The 13,934-nt window shown below is 70.6% G+C and carries 13 protein-coding genes; all 13 read right to left on the reverse strand.

Annotated elements, in window-relative coordinates:
• Nucleotides 1-59: 59 nt before the first annotated feature.
• The 13 genes from ACH3VR_RS05445 to rpe all read right to left on the reverse strand — a co-directional run bounded on the left by ACH3VR_RS05445 (nt 60) and on the right by rpe (nt 13,933).
• Entirely contained in the window at nt 60-1,529 is a 1,470-nt protein-coding gene (locus ACH3VR_RS05445; protein ID WP_396639753.1) for a glutamate synthase subunit beta, read from the reverse strand.
• A complete protein-coding gene (gltB, locus tag ACH3VR_RS05450; protein WP_396639754.1) occupies nt 1,522-6,108 on the reverse strand; it encodes a glutamate synthase large subunit in 4,587 nt (1,528 codons plus the stop codon). Before gltB ends, ACH3VR_RS05445 begins: the two co-directional genes overlap by 8 nt.
• A gap of 79 nt (nt 6,109-6,187) precedes the next feature.
• Complete coding sequence (gene lgt, locus ACH3VR_RS05455; protein WP_396639755.1) at nt 6,188-7,171, reverse strand: prolipoprotein diacylglyceryl transferase; 984 nt, start codon at nt 7,169-7,171, stop codon at nt 6,188-6,190.
• A gap of 48 nt (nt 7,172-7,219) precedes the next feature.
• Complete coding sequence (gene trpA, locus ACH3VR_RS05460; RefSeq protein ID WP_396639756.1) at nt 7,220-8,011, reverse strand: tryptophan synthase subunit alpha; 792 nt, start codon at nt 8,009-8,011, stop codon at nt 7,220-7,222.
• Nucleotides 8,008-9,273 carry a tryptophan synthase subunit beta gene (gene trpB, locus ACH3VR_RS05465; RefSeq protein ID WP_396639757.1) on the reverse strand — a complete coding sequence of 422 codons (1,266 nt, stop codon included), beginning with the start codon at nt 9,271-9,273 and terminating at the stop codon, nt 8,008-8,010. Before trpB ends, trpA begins: the two co-directional genes overlap by 4 nt.
• Entirely contained in the window at nt 9,270-10,046 is a 777-nt protein-coding gene (gene trpC, locus ACH3VR_RS05470; RefSeq protein ID WP_396639758.1) for an indole-3-glycerol phosphate synthase TrpC, read from the reverse strand. The genes trpB and trpC overlap by 4 nt, the downstream gene beginning before the upstream one ends.
• 2 nt (nt 10,047-10,048) lie before the next feature.
• Complete coding sequence (locus tag ACH3VR_RS05475; RefSeq protein WP_396639759.1) at nt 10,049-10,279, reverse strand: DUF6704 family protein; 231 nt, start codon at nt 10,277-10,279, stop codon at nt 10,049-10,051.
• Nucleotides 10,280-10,313: 34 nt separating this feature from the next.
• Nucleotides 10,314-10,916, reverse strand: coding sequence for a Trp biosynthesis-associated membrane protein (locus ACH3VR_RS05480; protein WP_396639760.1), 603 nt, complete (start codon nt 10,914-10,916; stop codon nt 10,314-10,316).
• Entirely contained in the window at nt 10,913-11,272 is a 360-nt protein-coding gene (gene hisI / locus ACH3VR_RS05485; RefSeq protein ID WP_396639761.1) for a phosphoribosyl-AMP cyclohydrolase, read from the reverse strand. Before hisI ends, ACH3VR_RS05480 begins: the two co-directional genes overlap by 4 nt.
• The gene (gene hisF, locus ACH3VR_RS05490; RefSeq protein WP_396639762.1) at nt 11,269-12,048 is read right to left on the reverse strand and encodes an imidazole glycerol phosphate synthase subunit HisF; all 780 of its coding nucleotides are present in this window, start codon (nt 12,046-12,048) and stop codon (nt 11,269-11,271) included. The genes hisI and hisF overlap by 4 nt, the downstream gene beginning before the upstream one ends.
• Entirely contained in the window at nt 12,048-12,890 is an 843-nt protein-coding gene (gene hisG / locus ACH3VR_RS05495) for an ATP phosphoribosyltransferase (protein ID WP_396639763.1), read from the reverse strand. The genes hisF and hisG overlap by 1 nt, the downstream gene beginning before the upstream one ends.
• 46 nt (nt 12,891-12,936) lie before the next feature.
• Complete coding sequence (locus ACH3VR_RS05500) at nt 12,937-13,200, reverse strand: phosphoribosyl-ATP diphosphatase (protein ID WP_345802511.1); 264 nt, start codon at nt 13,198-13,200, stop codon at nt 12,937-12,939.
• 52 nt (nt 13,201-13,252) lie between these two features.
• On the reverse strand, nt 13,253-13,933 hold the full coding sequence (gene rpe / locus ACH3VR_RS05505; RefSeq protein WP_396639764.1) for a ribulose-phosphate 3-epimerase: 681 nt from the start codon (nt 13,931-13,933) through the stop codon (nt 13,253-13,255).
• Nucleotide 13,934 lies beyond the last annotated feature (1 nt).

Here is a 13,934-nt window from a genome sequence, read left to right on the forward strand (position 1 = left end):
GTAATAGCTCCGTGGGAGGGAATTTGTCGGGAAAGCGGTCGGAATCGACCTCAGCCAGCCTACGCGGGCTGGAGGCCGATCGCGACATCGGACGCCCGGACGGGCGACGGCAGCGATGTGTGCCCCATGAGGTACGCGTCGACCTGCGCGGCCGCGGCGCGGCCCTCGGCGATCGCCCACACGATGAGCGACTGGCCGCGGCCGGCGTCGCCGGCGACGTAGACGCCCTGCACCGTCGTGGCGAAGTCGTCTTCGCGCTGGAGGATGCCGCGACCGGTGAACTGCGTGCCGAGCTGCTCTTCCAGGAGCGTCCGCTCGGGACCCGTGAAGCCCATCGCGATGAGGACGAGGTCGGCCGGGATGTCGCGCTCGGTGCCGCTCTTGGGCACGCGGCGGCCGTCGGCGGTGTACTCCGTCTCGGCGACGCGGATGGCGCGGACCTCGCCCGCGTCGTTCTTGACGAACTCGACGGTCGACGCGAGGTACGACCGCTCGCCGCCTTCCTCGTGCGCGGACTGCACCTCGAACAGCGTCGGCGTCATGGGCCACGGCTGGTGGTCGGGGCGGTCGCCCGGGGGGCGCTTGCCGATCGCGAGGTTGGTGACGCTCAGGGCGCCCTGGCGGTGGGCCGTGCCGATGCAGTCGGCGCCGGTGTCGCCGCCGCCGATCACGACGACATGCTTGCCCTCGGCCGTGATCTGGTTGGGCACCGAGTCGCCCGCGGTCGCGCGGTTGGACTCGACGAGGTACTCCATCGCGTAGTGCACGCCCGCGAGGTCGCGGCCGGGGATCGGCAGGTCGCGGGGCACCGTGGCGCCGGTCGCGATCACGACGGCGTCGTAGCGCGACCGCAGGTCGCTCCACGAGAGGTCCTTGCCGACCTCGACGCCGGCGCGGAACTTCGTGCCCTCGTCTTGCATCTGGCGAAGTCGCGCCTCGAGGTGCTTCTTCTCCATCTTGAAGTCGGGGATGCCGTAGCGCAGGAGGCCGCCGATGCGGTCGTCGCGCTCGAAGACCGCCACCGTGTGGCCCGCACGCGTGAGCTGCTGCGCCGCCGCGAGTCCCGCGGGACCGGAGCCGACGACCGCGACGGTCTTGCCCGTCAGGCGCCCCGGCGGCTCGGGCTCGACCCAGCCGTTGCCGAACGCGTCGTCGATGATCGAGACCTCGATCTGCTTGATCGTGACGGCGGGCTGGTTGATGCCGAGCACGCACGCGCTCTCGCACGGCGCGGGGCACAGGCGCCCGGTGAACTCCGGGAAGTTGTTCGTCGCGTGCAGGCGCTCGATCGCGGCGCGGCCCTCGCCGCGCCAGGTCAGGTCGTTCCACTCCGGGATGAGGTTGCCCAGCGGGCAGCCCTTGTGGCAGAACGGCACACCGCAGTCCATGCAGCGACCGGCCTGCCGGCGGAGCACGGCCGAGTCGCCCGGCTCGTACACCTCTTTCCAGTCGAGGATGCGGACGGGCACCGGACGGCGAGCGGGAAGCTCGCGCTCGGTGACCTTCAGAAAGCCTTTCGGGTCAGCCACCCGTCACCTCCAGGATGCGGTTCCAGACGACGTCGCCGTCGGGGTCGAGTCCCTGCGCGACCGCCTCCTGGCGGGTCTGCAGGACTGCGGCGTAGTCGCGTGGGAGCACGCGGACGAAGTCGTCCAGTGCGTTGTCGAAGTCGTCGAGGAACGACTGGGCGAGAGCGGAGCCCGTCTCCGCGACGTGCTGCTCGAGCAGGTCGCGGAGGATCTCGGCATCCCCGGATCCCATCTCCTCGAGGACGAGCTCGCCGCTGGCGAGGGCCTCGCGGTTCACGAGATCGCGGTCGAGCTTGTGGACGTACGCGGTGCCGCCCGACATGCCGGCGCCGAGGTTGCGGCCCGTCCTGCCGAGGATGATCGCGAGGCCGCCGGTCATGTACTCCAGCGCGTGGTCGCCGACACCTTCGACGACGGCGGTCGCACCCGAGTTGCGCACGAAGAAGCGCTCGCCCACGACGCCGCTCAGGAACATCGTGCCCTGCGTCGCGCCGTAGCCGATGACGTTGCCGGCGATGACGTTCTGCGAGGCGTCGAAGTTCGCGCCGCGCGGCGGACGGATGACGATCTGCCCGCCGGACAGTCCCTTGCCGACGTAGTCGTTCGAATCGCCCTCGAGGCGCAGCGTGATGCCGGCGGGCATGAACGCGCCGAACGACTGGCCCGCCGAGCCGGTGAGGTTGACGACGATCGAGCCCGACGGAAGGCCGTTCTGGCCGTGGGCGCGGGTGACGTGATGGCCGAGCATCGTGCCGACCGCCCGCTCCGTGTTGCGGATCGGGAGGTCGATCTCGATGTGGCCGCCGTGCGCCACGACGTCCTGCGCGCGCTCGATGAGCTGCACGTCGAAGTGCTCCTCCAGCTCGTGCTTCTGCCCGCGCGCATTGCGGCGCGGCTCGTCGTCGGCGAAGGCGGGGCCTTCGAGCACGGGCGTCAGGTCGAGGCCGTTCGCCTTCCAGTGGTCGACGGCGCCGTTCACGTCGAGCAGCTCGACGTGGCCGATCGCCTCGTCGAGCGAGCGGAAGCCCAGCTCTGCGAGGTACTCGCGCACCTCTTCGGCGATGAACTCCATGAAGTTCACCACGAACTCGGGCTTGCCGTTGAAGCGCGAGCGGAGCACGGGGTTCTGCGTCGCGACGCCGACGGGGCAGGTGTCGAGGTGGCAGACGCGCATCATGATGCAGCCCGAGACGACGAGCGGCGCCGTCGCGAAGCCGAACTCCTCGGCGCCGAGCAGAGCGCCGATGATGACGTCGCGGCCGGTCTTGAGCTGGCCGTCGACCTGCACGACCACGCGGTCGCGCATGCCGTTGAGCATGAGCGTCTGCTGGGTCTCGGCGAGGCCGAGCTCCCACGGCGTGCCCGCGTGCTTGAGCGAGTTCAGCGGGCTCGCGCCCGTGCCGCCGTCGTGACCCGAGACCAGGATGACGTCGGCCAGGGCCTTCGCCGTGCCCGCCGCGACCGCGCCGATGCCCGACTGGCTCACGAGCTTGACGTGCACACGCGCGCCCGGATTAGCTCGCTTGAGGTCGAAGATGAGCTGCTTGAGGTCTTCGATCGAGTAGATGTCGTGGTGCGGCGGCGGCGAGATGAGCCCGACGCCGGCCGTCGCGTGCCGCGTGCGCGCGACCCACGGGTACACCTTCGTCGGCGGCAGCTGACCGCCCTCGCCGGGCTTGGCGCCCTGCGCGAGCTTGATCTGGATGTCGTCGGCCTCGGTGAGGTACAGGCTCGTGACGCCGAAGCGGCCCGACGCGACCTGCTTGATCGAGCTGCGGCGCTCGGGGTCGAGGAGCCGGTCGACGTCCTCACCGCCCTCGCCCGTGTTCGACTTGCCGCCGATGCGGTTCATCGCGATCGCGAGCGTCTCGTGCGCCTCGCGCGAGATCGAGCCGTAGCTCATGGCACCCGTCGAGAAGCGCTTGACGATCGAGGAGACCGGCTCGACCTCGTCGAGGGGCACCGCCTGGCGCCGGCCCGTGCGCAGCTTGAACAGGCCGCGGAGCGTCTTCAGCTCGCTCGCCTGATCGTCGACGAGCTTCGTGTACTCGCGGAAGATGTCGTACCGGCGCGTGCGCGTCGAGTGCTGCAGGCGGAAGACCGTCTCGGGGTTGAAGAGGTGCGGCGACCCGTCGCGGCGCCACTGGTACTCCCCGCCGGTCCAGAGCCGCTCATGGGCGCGGACCGCGGCATCCTCGGGATACGCGTACGCGTGCCGCGCGGCGTTCTCGGCCGCGACGACGTCGAGCCCCACTCCTCCGAGCTTCGTCTCGGTGCCGGTGAAGTACTTCGCGACGAACTCCTCGGACAGGCCGATCGCCTCGAAGACCTGCGCGCCGGCATACGACGACACGGTCGAGATGCCCATCTTCGACATGATCTTCAGCACGCCCTTGCCGAGCGCGTAGATCAGGTTCTTGACGGCCTTCTCGGGGGCGATGCCGCTGATGTAGCCGGCGCGGACGAGGTACTCGACCGTCTCCATCGCGAGGTAGGGATTGACGGCGGATGCCCCGTATCCGATGAGCGTCGCGACGTGGTGCACTTCGCGCACGTCGCCCGCCTCGACCACGAGACCGCACTTCATGCGGGTCTGCTTGCGGATGAGGTGGTGATGCACGGCCGCGAGCATGAGCAGCGACGGGATGGGCGCGAGGTCCTTGTTGGAGTCGCGGTCGCTCAGGACGATGAACTCGGCGCCGTCCTCGATGGCCTGGTCGACCTCCTGGCACATCTGGGCGAGGCGCTTCTGCATGCCCTTGTGGCCGGCCTCGACGCGGTACAGGCCGCGGATCGTGACAGACGTGCGGCCCGGCAGCGCCGTGTCGATGTGCTGGATCTTCGCGAGCTCGTCGTTGTCGATCACGGGGAAGTCGAGCGTGACGTTGCGTGCGTGGTCGGGACCCCACGACAGCAGGTTGCGCTCGGGGCCGAGGCCCAGCGCGAGCGACGTGACGACCTCTTCGCGGATCGAGTCGAGCGGCGGGTTGGTCACCTGCGCGAACTGCTGCGTGAAGTAGTCGAAGAGCAGCCGCGGGCGGTCGCTCAGGACGGCGACGGGCGTGTCGCTGCCCATCGCGCCGAGGGGCTCCGCACCGTTCTGGCCCATGGGCGTCAGGAGGATGCGCACCTCCTCCTCGGTGTAGCCGAACGTGCGCTGGCGGCGCGTAATCGACGCGATCGGGTGCACGATGTGCTCGCGCTCGGGAAGGTCGGCAAGCCGCACGCGGCCCGCGTCGAGCCACTCCTTCCACGGTTCGAGCTGCGCGAGCTGCGTCTTGATCTCGTCGTCCTCGATGATGCGGCCCTGGGCCGTGTCGACGAGGAACATGCGGCCCGGGCGCAGGCGCCCGCGGCGCTTGATGCGCTCGGGCTCGAAGTCGAGCACGCCGGTCTCGCTGCCGATGACGATGAGTCCGTCGGTCGTCTCGGTCCAGCGGCCCGGGCGCAGGCCGTTGCGGTCGAGCGTCGCGCCGACGAGCGTCCCGTCGGTGAAGATGAGCGCGGCGGGGCCGTCCCACGGCTCCATCTGCATCGCGTGGTAGTCGTAGAAGGCGCGCAGCGTCGGGTCGATGCCGACCTGCTTCTCGTACGCCTCGGGCACCATCATCATGATCGCGTGCGGCAGGCTGCGGCCCGTCAGCGTGAGCAGCTCGAGCACCTCGTCGAACGACGCGGAGTCGCTCGCACCCGGCGTGCAGATGGGCAGCAGCGGGTCGAGGTCGCCCAGCAGCTCGGACTCGAGCTGCGACTGGCGCGCCCGCATCCAGTTGCGGTTGCCGTTGACGGTGTTGATCTCGCCGTTGTGGGCGAGCATGCGCAGCGGCTGCGCGAGCGGCCACGACGGGAACGTGTTCGTCGAGTACCGCGAGTGCACGACGGCGAGCTCCGACATGAAGCGCTCGTCGGACAGGTCGGGGTAGAACGGCTCGAGCTGGAGGGTCGTGACCATGCCCTTGTAGCCGAGCGTGCGGCTGGAGAGCGACACGAAGTACGCGTCGAGCTCGCGGCCGGCGCGCTTGCGCAGGCGGTACACGCGGCGGTCGAGCGCGATGCCCGACAGCGCCGGCTCGGAGCCGACCGCCGGCCGCGACACGAACAGCTGCTCGAAGGCGGGCTGCGCCGCGTGGGCGAGCTTGCCGAGGTGCGCGTCGTCGGTGGGCACGTCGCGCCACCCGAGCACGACGAGGTTCTCGCTCGCCGCGATCTTCTCGATGCCGGCCTTCTGCGCCGCGCGCGCCTCGGCGTCGCGCGGCAGGAAGACGAGACCCGCCGCGTACTCGCCGACCGGCGGCAGCTCGAAGCCGACGACGGCACGCAGGAAGGCGTCGGGCATCTGCGTGAGAATGCCCGCACCGTCGCCGGTGCCCGCGTCGGACCCGATGGCCCCGCGGTGCTCGAGGTTGCGCAGCGCCGTGAGGGCGAGCGCGATGATGTCATGCCCGGGCTCGCCGCGCAGTGTCGCCACCATGGCGAGACCGCAGGCGTCCTTTTCGAATGCAGGGTTGTACATTCCCTGCTTGGGCGGGAAAGCGCTCATGCCTGGCTGGCCGGCGCTGTGACGGGGGCTCGATGCCATACCAACCGTCCTCACGTTGATGCTGACAATGGGACGACGTCGGCCCGGGTTCTAGCTGAAGAGCACTGGTGGAATGCGATTACTTCGAGGCGACTGAGCTTGTGGCGCTGCCCGATTCGACCCGCTCCGCCGGTGGTTCACTCACATCGACGAAGTCTGCGGTCTCCTGCGATTGTACAGCCCCCTTGCCCTTCCACTCGCGACCGGGCACGTATGGCGACGGCTCGAGGCCGGGGTGGCGCCGCTTCTGCCAGAAGATGACGATCAGACCGAGCACGACGCCGATGATGGCGGCCCAGACATTGGTGCGCAGACCGAGGTAGACGTCGCTCGGGTCGATGCGGATCGACTCCCACACGATGCGCCCTGCGCTGTACCAGACGAGGTAGAGGCCGAACAGGCGCCCCCACTGCAGCGTGAACTTCCGGCCTGCCCAGATGAGCACGATGACGCCGAGCGTGTTCCAGATGACCTCGTAGAGGAACGTCGGGTGGAACAGGGTCCCGGGGGCGAGTCCGGGCGGGAACGCGGCGTTGTCGCTGTCGATCTCGAGGCCCCACGGCAGGTCGGTCGGCAGACCGAAGAGCTCCTGGTTGAACCAGTTGCCGAATCGGCCGAGCGCCTGCGCGAGCAGGAGGCCCGGGGCGAGCGCGTCGGCGAACGCCGTGAACCGGATGCCGGTCCACCGGCAGCCGAGCCAGGCGCCGATCGCTCCGCCGATGAGGGCGCCGTAGATCGCGATGCCGCCCTCCCAGATGTAGAGGAACGACCACGGCCGCGAGCCCGGGCCGAAATAGAAGCTGTAGTGCGTGAGCACGTGGTAGATGCGCGCCGCGATGATGGCCAGAGGCACGGCGATCAGCGCGATGTCGATCACGACCCACGGCTCGGCGCCGCGCTTGGTGAGACGCCGGTTGGTCATGAAGACCGCGACGATGATGCCCGCGATGATGCACAGCGCGTAGTAGTGGATCGTCAGCGTCCACGAGAAGAGCTGGATCGTGAAGGAGCTCACGGGAGGGCTCGGGATGCTGGTGACGACGTCGATTGCGGCGCGGATCATGCTGGTCCTTCGAAGAGGGTTCGCCGGCGACGGGCCGACTGTGGAAGTCTAAGCGGCGCGGCCCGTGCCCGCCGCGAGCGCGCGAGCCGTCTCGGCGAGGCCGTCGAGGCCCCCGTCGCGCAGAGCGCGGACGAGCGCCGTGCCGACGATCGCACCGTCGGCGTAGTCGAGGACGCCGGAGACCTGCTCGGCGTTGGAGATGCCGATGCCGACGCACGCGTGGTCGACCCCGTGCTCGCGCAGTCGTGCGACGAGGGTGCGGGCCGCGGCATCCAGCTGCGCGCGTTCGCCCGTGATGCCCATCGTCGAGACCGTGTAGACGAATCCCGTGGAGTTGCGCACGATGAGGTCGAGGCGCTCGTCGGTCGAGGTCGGCGCCGCCAGGAAGACGCGATCCAGGCCCGTGCGGATGCTCGCGGCGATCCACTCCCCCGCGGCCTCGGGCGTGATGTCGGGGGTGATGAGCCCCGCGCCGCCAGCCGCGGCGAGGTCGTCGGCGTAGCGGTCGACGCCGTACTGCACGACGGGGTTCCAGTACGTCATGACGAGCACCGGCACATCGACGCGGCGCGTGATCTCGCGCACGGCCGTGAAGGTGTCGCGCATGCGGAAGCCCGCGGCCAGAGCGGCCTGCGTCGCCTCCTGGATGACGACGCCGTCCATGACCGGGTCGGAGTAGGGCGGACCGAGCTCGAGCACGTCGGCGCCGTTCTCGGCGAGCGTCACGGCCGCCTCGATGCTCGTCTCGAGGTCGGGGAAGCCGAGCGGAAGGTAGCCGACGAAGGCGCCCCGCCCGTCGGCGCGGGCCGCCTCGATGGCGGCGGCGACACGCGAGCTCACAGCTTCGTCCCTTCGCCCTTGGCGGCGTCGTCGGTCGTCGGCTCGGCGACCGGCTCGGCGCCGTCGTAGAGACCGAAGTACTGCGCAGCGGTGTCCATGTCCTTGTCGCCGCGGCCCGAGAGGCACACGGCGAGCACGGCGTTGGGGCCGAGCTCGCGGCCGATGCGCAGCGCACCCGCGAGGGCGTGCGCGGACTCGATGGCGGGGATGATGCCCTCCGTCTCGGAGAGCAGGCGCAGCGCCTGCATCGCCTCGTCGTCGGTCGCCGGGATGTACTCGGCCCGCCCGATCGAGGCGAGCCACGAGTGCTCGGGGCCGACGCCCGGGTAGTCCAGGCCCGCCGAGATCGAGTGCGACTCGATCGTCTGGCCGTCCTCGTCCTGCAGGACGAAGGTCTTGGCGCCGTGCAGCACGCCGGGCCGGCCGCGCTCGATCGAGGCCGCGTGGCGGGGTGTGTCGACGCCGTCGCCGGCCGCCTCGACGCCGTAGAGCTTGACGCCGTCGTCGTCGAGGAACGCGTCGAACATGCCGATCGCGTTCGAGCCGCCGCCGACGCACGCGATGACGGCATCCGGGAGCTTTCCGAGCTCGTCGAGCAGCTGCGCGCGCGCCTCCTCGCCGATGACCTTCTGGAAGTCGCGCACCATCGCGGGGAACGGATGCGGACCCGCGGCCGTGCCGAAGATGTAGTTCGTGTTCTCGACCGTCGCGACCCAGTCGCGATAGGCGTCGTTGATCGCGTCCTTGAGGGTGCGCGAGCCCGTCTTGACCGGGATGACCTCGGCGCCGAGCAGGCGCATGCGCGCGACGTTGAGTGCCTGGCGCTCGGTGTCGACCTCGCCCATGTAGATCGTGCACTCGAAGCCGAACAAGGCCGCCGCCGTCGCCGTCGCGACGCCGTGCTGGCCCGCGCCCGTCTCGGCGATGACGCGCGTCTTGCCGAGCCGCTTCGTGAGCAGCGCCTGGCCGAGCACGTTGTTGATCTTGTGCGATCCGGTGTGGTTGAGGTCTTCCCTCTTGAGGAAGACGCGCGCTCCGCCGGCGTGCGCCGCGAAGCGGGGCACCTCGGTGAGCACCGACGGCCGGCCCGCGTACGAGTGCAGGAGGCCGGCGAACTCGGCCTGGAAGGCCGGGTCGACGATCGCGTCCTCGTAGACGGCGGTCAGCTCGTCGATCGCGGCGATGAGCGACTCGGGCATGTAGCGCCCGCCGAACTCGCCGAAGAACGGGCCCTTGGCCTCGCGGAGCTTCGTGGTGGTCATGCGCCTGCCTCCAGGAACGCGCCGAGCGTCGCGACGGGGTCGCCCGTCACGAGGGCCTCGCCGATGAGCACGACATCCGCGCCCGCAGCGCGATAGTGGGCGACGTCGGCGGGGACGAGCACGGCGGACTCGGCGATCTTGATCGTGCCCGCGGGGATGCGGTCGGCCAGACGGCCGAACAGGTCGCGGTCGAGCGCGAACGTCGACAGGTCGCGGGCGTTGACGCCGACGAGGCGTGCGCCGACGTCGGCGGCGCGCTCGACCTCTTCGGCGGAGTGCGTCTCGACGAGCGGCGTCATGCCCAGTTCGAGCGTCAGCGCGTGCAGCCGCGCCAGGACGTCCTGCTCGAGCGCCGCGACGATGAGGAGCACGAGGTCGGCGCCCGAGGCGCGCGCCTCGAGCACCTGGTACTCGGTCGCGATGAAGTCCTTGCGCAGGACGGGCAGCGAGACGGCGGCCTTGACGGCCTCGAGGTCGGCGAGGCTGCCCTTGAACTTGCGGCCCTCGGTGAGGACGGAGATCGCCGAGGCGCCGCCCTGCTCGTAGAGGCGCGCCTGCAGGGCGGGGTCCGGGATCGCGGCGAGGTCGCCGCGCGAGGGGCTCGCCCGCTTGACCTCGGCGATGATCTTGACGCTGTCTCGGGGAGCCAGAGCCGCGAGGGCATCGCGCGCGGGAGCCTGTGCCAGGGCGGCTGCCTCGACGGCCGCGAGCGGGCGCTCGGAAGCGCGCGCCTCGGCATCCTCCACCGCGCCGGCCGTGAGGTCGGCGAGCATGCTCAGTGCTCTTTCGCCTTGTACTTCGGGCCGTTGACGCCGTAGCCGACCTTGGCCATGATCCAGCCGACGATGAGGCCGATGACGAGCAGCACCGCGGACGCCCAGACCAGTGCGGGCACGTCCAGGAAGAAGAAGAACGTGCCGATGGTGACCGCGACGAGCATGATGATCACGGCCGTCCAGGCTGCCGGCGAGTGTCCGTGGCCAGGGTCGCCGATGGGGTTGCTCATGGATCTCCTCCGTGTTGCTGCGGGCCTGGCCAGTCTAGCGGGCGGTCGGGTCGTCGCCGCGCGACAGGTCGTCCCACGAGTCGATGGCGTCGTGCGGGCGGGATGCCGCGGACCCGCCCGTCGCAGCGGTGGCGGCATCCTTCTGATATCGCCTGCTGCTCCCCCGCCAGCGGCGCCCCGTCGCGAGGGTGAACAGGCCCGCGGCGAGCAGCACGACCCAGCCGGCGAGGGCCGCATACGGCCATGCCGTCGTCTCGATGCGCAGCACGAGCGCCGCGACGGCCTCCGCGCCCGTGATGCCGGTCGCGGTCGTCACGGTCGCGGTGACGGCGGCGATGGGCGGGGCGAAGGCGACCTGTGCAGTGAGGAAGCCGAGCACGACGGCGATGATCACGGTGAGCGCGCCGAACACGTAGCGCAGCACGAGGCCGACGATCGACAGGGCGCCGCCGAGCGCGAGCACGGCGAGGCTGAGCGGCGCGAGCACGGGGATCGCCGAGGCGCCGGGCACCGGCAGCGCGTGCTCCGCGCCGTCGGCGAGGATCACGGTGAGCCAGGTCTGCGTCGACGAGATGACGCCGAGTGCGCCTGCGAGGACGGTCGCGGCGACGGCGAGGAGGCGCGCGCGGGCCGTCATCGCTCGGGCCCGCGGACGGGCTCGAGGTCGTCGGCGTCGAAGCACGTGCGCGTGCCCGTGTGGCACGCGGGGCCGATCTGCTCGACCTCGAGGAGGATCGCGTCGCCGTCGCAGTCCAGGCGCGCGCCGCGCACGAGCTGGATGTGCCCCGATGTGTCGCCCTTGCGCCAGTACTCCTGGCGCGACCGCGACCAGAAGGTCACGCGGCCTTCCGTGAGCGTGCGGCGCAGGGCCTCGGCATCCATCCACCCGAGCATCAGGACCTCGCGGGAGTCCCACTGCTGCACGATCGCGGCGACCAGGCCCTGATCGTTGAAGGCGACGCGGGACACGCGCTCCTCGACCGTCTCGCTCATTTCGCCGTCTCCGTCTCGCGCACGTCGATCCCGTCGCCCACGAGTGCCGACTTCACGTCGCCCACCGTCAGCTGGCCGGAGTGGAAGACGGATGCCGCGAGCACCGCGTCGGCGCCCGCGCGGATGGCGGGCGCGAAATGCTCCACGGCACCCGCGCCGCCCGAGGCGATGACGGGGACGCTCGAGATCTCGCGCATCAGGCCGACGAGCTCGAGGTCGAAGCCCTCGCGCGTGCCGTCGGCGTCGATCGAGTTGACCAGGAGCTCGCCGGCGCCGCGCTCGATCGCCTCGCGCGCCCACGCGAGCGCATCGAGCGTCGTCTCGGTGCGACCGCCGTGGGTCGTGACGACGAAGCCGGAGTCGGTCGCCGCGGAGCGCTTGACGTCGAGCGACAGCACGAGCACCTGTGCGCCGAAGCGGTCGGCGATCTCGTCGAGCAGGGCGGGGCGGGCGATCGCGGCGGAGTTCACGCCGATCTTGTCGGCCCCGACGGACAGCAGGCGCGCGACGTCGTCGGCGGAGCGCACTCCCCCGCCGACTGTGAGCGGGATGAAGACCTCTTCCGCGGTGCGGCGCACGACGTCGTAGGTCGTCGAGCGCTCGTCGACCGTCGCGGTGACGTCGAGGAACGTGATCTCGTCGGCGCCCTGCTCGAAGTAGAGCCGCGCGAGTTCGACGGGGTCGCCCATGTCGCGGAGGTTCTGGAAGTTGACGCCCTTCACGACGCGGCCGGCCGCGACGTCGAGGCAGGGGATGACGCGGCAGACGAGGGCCATCAGAGCCTCGCGTTGTGGATCGCGGTCACGAGGATGGCCCGTGCGCCGATCTTGTACAGCGCGTCCATGACCTGGTTGACGCCCTTGCGCGGGCTCATGACCCGCACGGCGACCCATTCCGGGTCGCGCAGCGGCGAGATCGTGGGCGACTCGATGCCGGGCGCGACCTTGACGGCCTCGTCGACGAGGTGGGCCGGCAGGTCGTAGTCGATCAGCACGTAGCGACGGGCGACCATGACGCCGCGGAGGCGGCGCAGGAGCGTGTCGGTGCCGTCGGCCTCGGTCGGCGCGGCGATGAGGACCGCCTCGGACTCCAGGAGCACCGGGCCGAAGATCTCGAGTCCCGCCTGCTTGAGGGTCGTGCCGGTCGAGACGACGTCGGCGACCGCGTCGGCGACGCCGAGGCGCACGGCCGACTCGACCGCGCCGTCGAGCGGCACGAGGTCGACGGCGACGCCGTGCTCGTCGAGGAACGCGTCGACGAGGCCCGGATAGGCCGTCGCGACGCGCTGGCCCTCGAGGTCGCCCACGGTCGAGAAGCGTCCGGGAGGGCCGGCGAAGCGGAAGGTCGAGCCGCCGAACCCGAGCGACTCGATCTCGCGGGCACCCGGCATCCGGGCATCCAGCAGCAGGTCGCGGCCCGTGATGCCGACGTCCAGCGCGCCGGATCCGACGTACGTCGCGATGTCCTTGGGGCGCAGGTAGAAGAACTCGACCTCGTTCTGGGGGTCGATGACGTGGAGGTCTTTGGGGTCCCGGCGGCCGACGTAGCCGGCCTCCTGGAGCATGTCGGAGGCGGTCTCGGCGAGCGAGCCCTTGTTGGGCACGGCGATGCGCAGCATGAGCGGGGCTTTCGGTGTCTGGGCGTCAGGGGTCTCGGAGCGGCGCTCAGAGATGTCGGTAGACATCCTCGAGCGACAGGCCCTTCGAGATCAGCAGCACCTGCAGGTGGTACAGCAGCTGCGAGGCCTCCTCGGCCGTGGCATCCGTCGACTCGTACTCGGCCGCCATCCAGACCTCGGCGGCCTCCTCGACGATCTTCTTGCCGATGTAATGCACACCCGCATCGAGCTCGGCGACGGTACCCGATCCCTCGGGCCGCTCGACCGCTTTCGCGGAGAGCTCGGCGAACAGCTCGTCGAACGTCTTCACCATGCCAGGGTACCGGGCGGGCGGGATGCTCCGGCGCCGCGTGACGCTCTGGTCAGTGGTGATGGGCGCGGACGATGTCGCGCAGGCCCCGGATCGCGGCATCCGGATCCCCCGCACCGAACACGGCGGATCCCGCGACGAAGGTGTCGGCGCCCGCCTCGGCGGCCTGCGCGATCGTCGACTCGCCGATGCCGCCGTCGACCTGCAGCCACACCGAAGACCCGCGGCGCTTGGCCTCGTCGGCGAGTCGGCGGAGCTTGGGCATCGTCTCGGGCATGAACGACTGCCCGCCGAAGCCGGGCTCGACGGTCATGACGAGGATCTGGTCGAAGTCGTCGAGCAGGTCGAACAGCCCCTCGACGGGGGTCGCGGGCTTGACCGCGACGCCGGCGCGAGCACCGATCGCCCGAAGGCGGCGGGCCAGGGCGACCGGCTCGGTCGCGGCTTCGAGGTGGAAGGTGACGGATGCCGCGCCGAGCTCGGCGTAGCCGGGAGCCCAGCGGTCGGGGTTCGTGATCATGAGGTGCACGTCGAGGGGCACGGGGCTCGTCGCCTGGATGCGCCCGACCATCTGGGTGCCGAACGTGAGGTTGGGCACGAAGTGGTTGTCCATGACGTCGACGTGCACGAAGTCGGCGCCCGCGATGCGCGCGAGCTCGGCCTGCATGTTCACGAAATCCGCGGCGAGGATGCTGGGGTTGATCCGGATGGCGTCCTCGTCGCGGGGTGTCATC

Source organism: Microbacterium alkaliflavum (assembly GCF_044325405.1).
In the GTDB taxonomy this organism is placed as follows: domain Bacteria; phylum Actinomycetota; class Actinomycetes; order Actinomycetales; family Microbacteriaceae; genus Microbacterium; species Microbacterium alkaliflavum.